The organism is Bacillus sp. LR_5, assembly GCF_042709275.1.
The window spans coordinates 1-7,493 of record NZ_JAVAXX010000295.1 but is presented as its reverse complement, the minus strand read 5'-3'; the positions used below and the strand labels follow the sequence as shown (position 1 = coordinate 7,493).

General features: G+C 41.9%; 6 protein-coding genes. All 6 read right to left on the bottom strand.

Features of this window, described 5'->3' with window-relative positions; genetic code table 11:
- Positions 1 to 51: 51 nt before the first annotated feature.
- The 6 genes from RAC86_RS32320 to cdaS all read right to left on the bottom strand — a co-directional run bounded on the left by RAC86_RS32320 (position 52) and on the right by cdaS (position 7,333).
- Positions 52 to 1,968 carry a nitric oxide reductase activation protein NorD gene (locus RAC86_RS32320; RefSeq protein ID WP_072566432.1) on the bottom strand — a complete coding sequence of 639 codons (1,917 nt, stop codon included), beginning with the start codon at positions 1,966 to 1,968 and terminating at the stop codon, positions 52 to 54.
- A gap of 10 nt (positions 1,969 to 1,978) precedes the next feature.
- On the bottom strand, positions 1,979 to 2,869 hold the full coding sequence (locus RAC86_RS32315; RefSeq protein ID WP_003220117.1) for an AAA family ATPase: 891 nt from the start codon (positions 2,867 to 2,869) through the stop codon (positions 1,979 to 1,981).
- An 87-nt stretch (positions 2,870 to 2,956) separates the two neighbouring features.
- Positions 2,957 to 3,547 carry a superoxide dismutase family protein gene (locus RAC86_RS32310; RefSeq protein ID WP_014114091.1) on the bottom strand — a complete coding sequence of 197 codons (591 nt, stop codon included), beginning with the start codon at positions 3,545 to 3,547 and terminating at the stop codon, positions 2,957 to 2,959.
- A 93-nt stretch (positions 3,548 to 3,640) separates the two neighbouring features.
- Positions 3,641 to 4,876 (bottom strand): D-gamma-glutamyl-meso-diaminopimelic acid endopeptidase CwlS, encoded by a 1,236-nt coding sequence (gene cwlS / locus RAC86_RS32305; protein WP_014114092.1) that lies wholly within the window; start codon positions 4,874 to 4,876, stop codon positions 3,641 to 3,643.
- 381 nt (positions 4,877 to 5,257) lie between these two features.
- The gene (locus RAC86_RS32300; RefSeq protein ID WP_072566433.1) at positions 5,258 to 6,475 is read right to left on the bottom strand and encodes a macrolide family glycosyltransferase; all 1,218 of its coding nucleotides are present in this window, start codon (positions 6,473 to 6,475) and stop codon (positions 5,258 to 5,260) included.
- Positions 6,476 to 6,709: 234 nt separating this feature from the next.
- Entirely contained in the window at positions 6,710 to 7,333 is a 624-nt protein-coding gene (gene cdaS / locus RAC86_RS32295) for a cyclic di-AMP synthase CdaS (protein WP_072183469.1), read from the bottom strand.
- Between the last annotated feature and the right edge of the window lie 160 nt (positions 7,334 to 7,493).

Below are 7,493 nucleotides of genomic sequence, written 5' to 3'. Positions count from 1 at the left end.
AAAAATTTAATCATTTGAAAAAAGAAACGCCAAAAAGCATAGGATAAAGGACTATCCTATGCTTTTATGGAGCAGTTTTTTCAGTAGCGGATACAGAACATCCGGGAGCTGATCAACATCCGGGACAAATATACTGAATTTTCCGTACATATCCTGAATGGTCTTCATTTGCGATTCTTCTATTTCTGAGTTGGAGAGAAAAACATTTATCACTTCTATTCCTCTCTTTCGGGCTTCAATAACCGCTTCACTTGTATCAACAATCCCGTTTTGTTCATAGCCAAACGCGGCCGGCTCTCCATCTGAAAAAACGATCAAGAACTTTTGCGCTTCACTGCGCTGCAGCATTTTTTTCGTCATCTGCCGGATCGCATAGCCGTCACGGTTATCTTCCTCAGGCTCAAGCTGCATAATTGCCGGTCCAGCCTCTTGTCTTAATGATGATTGGAAGGGAATAACCGTATTGAAATAGTTTGGCTGGCTTGTTTCGGTCGCATCGTTTGTGTCCTCCCAAAAGCCGACAATCTGATGCGGAACCGCTACCGATTTCAACGCTTCGTGAAACAGCACGATTCCCCGCTTTGTTTCATCCATTTTGTCGAACATGCTGGCAGAACAATCGACCAGCAATGTAAAAACCGCGTCAATTTCTGATGATGGTTCTTGTTTTTTGTAGAAAAGACGCGGATTTCGCTCAGTGAAGTAACGAAGAAGCTTATTGTTCAGCCGTCCGGCATGAAGGTCTGTTCTAGGCAATGTTTTTTTATGCTCCAGCGTTTTTTGAATCATTTGTTTTAAACGCTTTTGATACGATTCAATCGTTTTTGCCTGCTGTTTATAAGAAAGCTCTTCTTCACTCGTTGCCGGCTGCGGTTCTTTATAAATCGGAAATGCGTATTTATTTTCTTTGCCGTCAGCCATACCCGCACCGTTCGGCTGGTCTTTTTGGGACTCCATCGCTTCCAGCTTGGAATAGTCTTTCCGTTTTGTTTGTCTGGCTGATCCTTGGACAGAGCCAAGGGCTTGATCTCCATCGTCGCCTTCCCTTGAAGCGTCTTTTCCTAAATCTGATTTTGCTCCGTGTTCAATATCAAATTGAAGGAAGCTTTTAGACGGTGCTTCTGTTTCCCGGTGCCATGTCGGCATTTCTTCTTCATGGATATCCTCATCACCGTCTGATTTTTTTGGAAGCGTGATGTCATCACTCAGCTTCGGCGCTTTTTTCTCTTCTTCAAATAACGGTTGTTCTGCAGCTTTTGCGTAGTCAAGCTCAGGCAAAAAGAAGTAGGTGTTCAACATGTCTTTATCAAGCACCTCTTCAAGTCCGTCCATAAGGTCTTCAACAATTTTAAGAACCTGCCGTGTCGAATCTGCTTCATACACGCGCAGGAGCTGCTGCTCAATAAACGGGCGCATCAGATCGATATCTTCACGCATAGACGGAAGGATCTCGAGCGGCGATTCCGTTGTTAGCTTGACATAGATCGCGCAAAAGAGGGCATCCGTAAAAATGCTTCGCTCTAAATTTAAAGTCAGCTGGGTGGAGAAATGTTTTCTGTACATGTCTTTTCGCTTCGCAAATACATGTTTCGTACCGGGGCGCTCGTGTTTGATACATTCCTCAATCCTGATGTCCTCAAGCAGCATAAACAGCTGCTTGGCAAAGCTTTTGAACGTAAGATGCTGATGGATATCATCCAAAAAGTTTGCAAACTCGTGCAGCGAGCTATATCTCGTTCCGACCGAACGCAGGTAGACATCGCTTTTCAGACCCGCTTCCATGTCCTCCGCTGCCCTGTCTTTCCAAAAGTGGCTCATATAGATTTTCTTTTCAAATGGATTGTAATAGGACTGAACGCCATATTCCACTTCTACCGCTTCACTCTTGGTGAGTGTTTTGGCCAAATCAGTGAGCATCATAAATAAAAACGAATCTATTGTGCTGTCGTTAAATTTGATAAATTTCATCGCAGCTCCCTCATTCAAACAGAGTTTCTGCAATATTTCGAACGGCCGCCTTTTCCCGGTCATCATCAAGCTTCTCTACAATTCCCCGCTCAATGGCACGACGCGGCGGAATATAAGCGGCTAAATCACATGTATCAATTAACGCTCTAATGGATGCCGCTTCTTCAGACACCTGTCCATTATTGGCCTGAACGATCAGGTCAGAGGAAAGCGTGATAAACCGGTCAATCAATTTCTCATCTTGCAGGGCTGACTGAGACATGAGAACTTGTTTCAGCAGCTCGCCTTTAATATAAGGCACATCAATGATGACAAAACGGTTTTTCAATGCTTCATTCAGCGGAACAGTACCGACATAGCCTTCATTGATGGCTGCAATGACTCCGAAGCCTTCTTTAGCCCGAATGACCTCGCCTGTAAACGGATTTGTCATCATTTTTCTGTAATCTAATACACCGTTTAAAATGGGCAGTGTTTCCGGCTTTGCCATATTGATTTCATCTATATAAAGAAAATGGCCTTCTTTCATGGCTTTTGTGACAGGCCCTGAAACAAACTCGATCGTCGCCTGGCCAGATTGATTTTCAATCGTTTTATAGCCGACCAGAGCTTCTGCGTCCAAGTCAACTGAACAGTTGACACTGTGCATCGGTTTATGAAAATAGCTGGACAATGTTTCTGCCAGCTTTGTTTTTCCTGAGCCTGTAGGCCCTTTCAGCAGGACATTTTTTCCCATGGCTAATGCGATAATGGCGTCGAATAAAATCGCTTCATCGTCCGCCTCATAGCCTGATGTCCCGATGAGCGACTGAAACTCTGGGGAAATCGGCTGATCTTTATATGATAATAGCTTTTGTTGTATATCTTCCGGCAATGTTAAGTGCTGTAATTGAGTTGTCATAGACAGGTTCCCTTTCCTATTCGTATTCCATTAACGAGTATACTAAAAAAGCCCCTGTATGCTCAATACAAAAGGGCTTGGATGATATTACTGCTTCTCGTTATTGCCGGAAAGGGCTCCGCAGACGATACGCGCACCTGAATTGCCGCTTGGATTTGTCAAATAATCGTCGGCATGCTCATGAATAATAAACGCACTTCCGTCCTGGTCGAGAATATTTAGTTTACTTCCTTTTTTCAGTGAGGTGTCCGGCGCATTCATAATGACATCTACTTTTCCATCAGCACCGACTTCAAGGTTCGGCAGATCTCCGGCATGATGTCCCATCGGATTATTGAAGCCGTGTTCTTTGTTCAGCGGATTAAAGTGGCCTCCCGCTGATTCAAAATCCGGCCTGACACATGAACCTTTCTCATGGATATGAAAACCGAGAGAAGCGCCGGGGCGCAGGCTGTTTGCGGAAATATGAATGTCGAGTCCTTCGTCTTCTGATTCTTTGATTTCTATAAAACCGACTGCTTTGCCTTCACGATTAACCAGCTGGACATGATGACCAAACGCTGACGTTTCAATCACTTCTTTTTCCGGTACCCGCTTAGGAGGGTCATGAGGTTTTTTTTGTCCGCATCCCGCAACTCCCAGTGCCGTCACCATCATCAACAGCAAGAGACGGTACATACTGTCTCCCCCTTGTTTTTTCTAACAGTGTGGTCAATCATTTTCTGATATAAACAAAAAAGCCTATAAAAAGGCTTTTTGTCATACTCATTTTTAAAAATAGCTTCTTGCGCCCAAGTAGCGCTGTTTCCAATATGAATTGCTGAGATTGGAAATGTCGACGCCTGATGAGCTTGCATGAATAAAGTCTCCGCCGCCTAGATAAATCCCCATGTGAGACGGGCCAGATTTATATGTGGTAAAGAAGACAAAGTCTCCGACTGACGGCTGGCTGACTTTTTGCATGACATTCCAATATCCTGCCGTACTCAATCTCGATATCGATGATACATTATTAATGAGGTAATAAATGAAGCCGCTGCAATCAAAACCTGCAGGCGTGTTTCCACCCCAGCGGTATGGCACCCCGACATATTTTTTCGCTTCTGTTATCATTCTGTCAATCTTCGAACCTATTTGAATGTTTGATCCTGAGTTGTCTTTTGGCTTTGTTTGATTTGAATTGTTAGACTTTGTTGTTCCCGAGATGGTCAGAACCTGTCCAATTTGCAAGACATCAGATGACAAATTGTTTTTATCGCGGATACTTTGCACAGTGACTCCGAGCTGATTCGCGATTTTCCACAGCGAATCGCCTGCTTTTACCCTATATGTAGTTGTTTTTGAGGAATTGGAGTTTGACGGCTTCTTGGAACCGCTGTTTCCGCTCTTAGGTGAACTGTTCCCTTTTATTTTGAGTACCTGCTTAGGGTAAAGGGTATCTGATGTTAAGCCATTTAAGGTTTTCAATTCAGCTACAGTCATATTTAAGCTGTTTGCGATTTTCCACAGTGAGTCACCAAGCTTAACCGTATATGTACTTTTCGAAGAGCCTGAAGAATTGGAACCGCTGTTTTTCTTCGATCCGTTTGAGCCGCTTGAACTGCTTGTCCCTTTGATCTTAAGCTTTTGCCCGGGACGAATCAGGTCGCTGGTCAGGCTGTTTAAGCTTTTAAGCTCAGAAACACTCATTTTATGATTTTTAGCAATCATCCATAGCGAATCACCATATGCAACTGTGTATGTTGATGTTTTGCTTGAGCTTGATGAGGATGTCGTGTTTTTTTTGCTGCTTTCAGGAATTTTAAGGCTTTGTCCGACATAAAGCACTGTTGATTTCAATTTGTTTTCGGATTTCAAAGCTGATATTGTCGTATCATATTGACGGGAAAGCTTCCAAAGAGAGTCACCGCTTTTTACTTTTATCGTTTTTGCTTCCACGGGGGCTGCGGCCATCGATGACCCGACAACTGCGGAAACAGCCAAGCCGGCTACAATCTTCTTTTTCATTCATTCAACCTCCTAAACTGTTTATAGCACAAAAACAGTTAGTATTTTGTTTCCAAAAATGGCACACATCAGTTTTATCGTCACTTTTTCAGCAAGTTACATCCTTTTCAAACATTTGGCTGCGATTTCAGCATCTTTCGACCTTTAAACATTCAAATAAACACCTAACATTTTACATAAGCTGCATATGTTTTTCGAAAGTCTAAGGAACTAATTAAGCGGGGGTAAAAATGATGGTTTTCTATTGATGAATGGAGCAGATTTTCCTCCTTTCTTGTCTGTTTTTCTAATCAATTCTCTATCGATGTGTCAAATCCCTTCCTCTGCTTTCTTACGAAAATGCCAAAATGCCTGTTCTTTTGATAAGAACAGGCATTTATATTATGCGTTGGCTGATTGAGTTTTGAGTTTCACAACTTCTAGAATGCTGTCGGCCGCTTTTTTAGAGCCGCCTGCCGCTTTCAATGATTGTCCAATGTCTTTCGCCTTTTTAGCATACACAGGATTGTTCATCACTTCTTGAATCGTTTCTTTCAGAAGGCTTTCAGATAATTGTTCTTTTTTCAGCACTTTTCCTGCGCCTATATTTTCCACTTGATTTCCTACAGCAAATTGGTCAGCTCCCATCGGAATGACTACCAGCGGGGTTTCAAAATACAAACCTTCACTTGTGCTGTTCATTCCCCCGTGTGTTACAAATAAACTGGCTCTTTTCAGGATCTCAAGCTGAGGGACATACGGGCGTACAATGAAATTCTCCGGAATGTCGTTTAACTCATTTGCTTTAATATGTTTGCCTATGGAAAGCACAACTTTACCATCAAAGTCTTTACATACCTCGAGACATTGATTAAAAAACTGTTTTTGATTGTTAAAAATGGTCCCCATTGAAATAAACAGCACGTTTTCATTGTCAATCTGATCAAATGGGAAATCATTGTTCCCGGCTCTTTCTGTAATGGAAGGGCCGACAAATACATATCGATCGCCGAATTGCTCAGCCATTGGCTGAAATTCCCTTGATGTGAAGACAATTGTCAAGTCCCCATCTGAAGAAAAAACGTCAAAAGGCTTCTTGATCTCTGTTTGAAAATCAGCATTTAATGTTTCTACAAGCTGCTGGTATGATTCATAATGAGGCGATTCTTCAATTGACCCTTTCATGTAAGAACCCATCATTTCCTTTAGAAATTCCTCATTCATTGCAAAGGTAGTACACAATGAAAATCTCGGCAGCTTCAGCAGGTTGGCAATGATTTTACCGGCCAGTAAATGGTGATCATATATGACATAATCATACGATTCATGTTTGACTTCATCATAAATATGAGTCGCAATATCCTTACAGCCTTTCAAAAAGGCGCAGATCATTTCTGCGAAATCTCTTTCTTCATCTCCTGTTGCGTTTTTTCCGAAGTAATCTTCTCGAAAATCATGATACTCACGAAACTCAATATCAAGAGCTGCAATTTTTTCTTTGTATTCCTTCACTGCGTAGTAAGTAATATGTTCTCCCCGTGATTTCAGCTCCTTCATTACACCGATAGACGGATTAATATGCCCTTCACCGGGAAAACCGATCATTAATACATTAGCCATGCGGCAGCACCCTTCCTTTAAAATTTATGTAATATTTTATACGGTACTACAAATACAAAATCAGGTAAAGTATTTAACTTAATTAATATTCATGTAATATAACTTTTCTACCAGTTTATATTTCCCGCCTTCAAGACAAAAAGCATTCAGCTTAAAGTGAATGCTTTAAAAAAGACCCGAATTCAGTCATTTTGTCTCATGATAGGATTCCTAATCAGGCCCTTTTATTTATTTTTACGTTCTTGGCGAAATTAACGGATATAATACACCATCTTTGGCAAACGACATCTTCCCTGTCTCCTCTGAAACAACGAGCACAAGCGCATCCGTATACCCCGACATACCAAGAGCCGCGCGATGCCTTGTTCCCAAATGGACATCCACTTCCTTTGTTGTCAGCGGGAGGACATTGGCTGCTGAGACAAGTTTATTTTCCCTCACCAATAAAGCGCCGTCATGTAGAGGATTTCCGGGGAAAAAGATGCTTTCAATTAATGATGCGCTGATTTCCGCATGCAGGGAGGTTCCTTTTTGAATAAAATGCTCAACAGGGTCCGCTCTTTCAATCACAATTAAAGCACCATGCTTATGCTCCGATAGGGCTTTAATCGCCTTGGCCAGTTCGATAAATGCCGGTGTAAATTGCTCAATGTATGTTTGCAAATAAAAGGATGATGCGATGCCCTGCATGTCCTGAAAAATGTGGCCCAATTCATCTAATTCACAAAGAAGGCACTGGTCTTTTTCGTGTAGCGTTTTCAAGATTAGCGACGCATCACCTAATATTTGCTCTAAATACACTTGTATTTTTCCCTTAAATGCATTTTCTGATATCTGTTCATAACGCATAGACCTCATCTCCTTTTCAAATTTCCAACTTTTCACGCATGCTAATCTTATTGATGCACATTCTATTGGTAAAGGAGGGATGTAAAGAATGGAAATCGAAAGAATCATTCAGTATGTTTGCACCTTTTTAGGCGTGATTTCGCTTTCTTTTATTTATGCCCAAATGTTT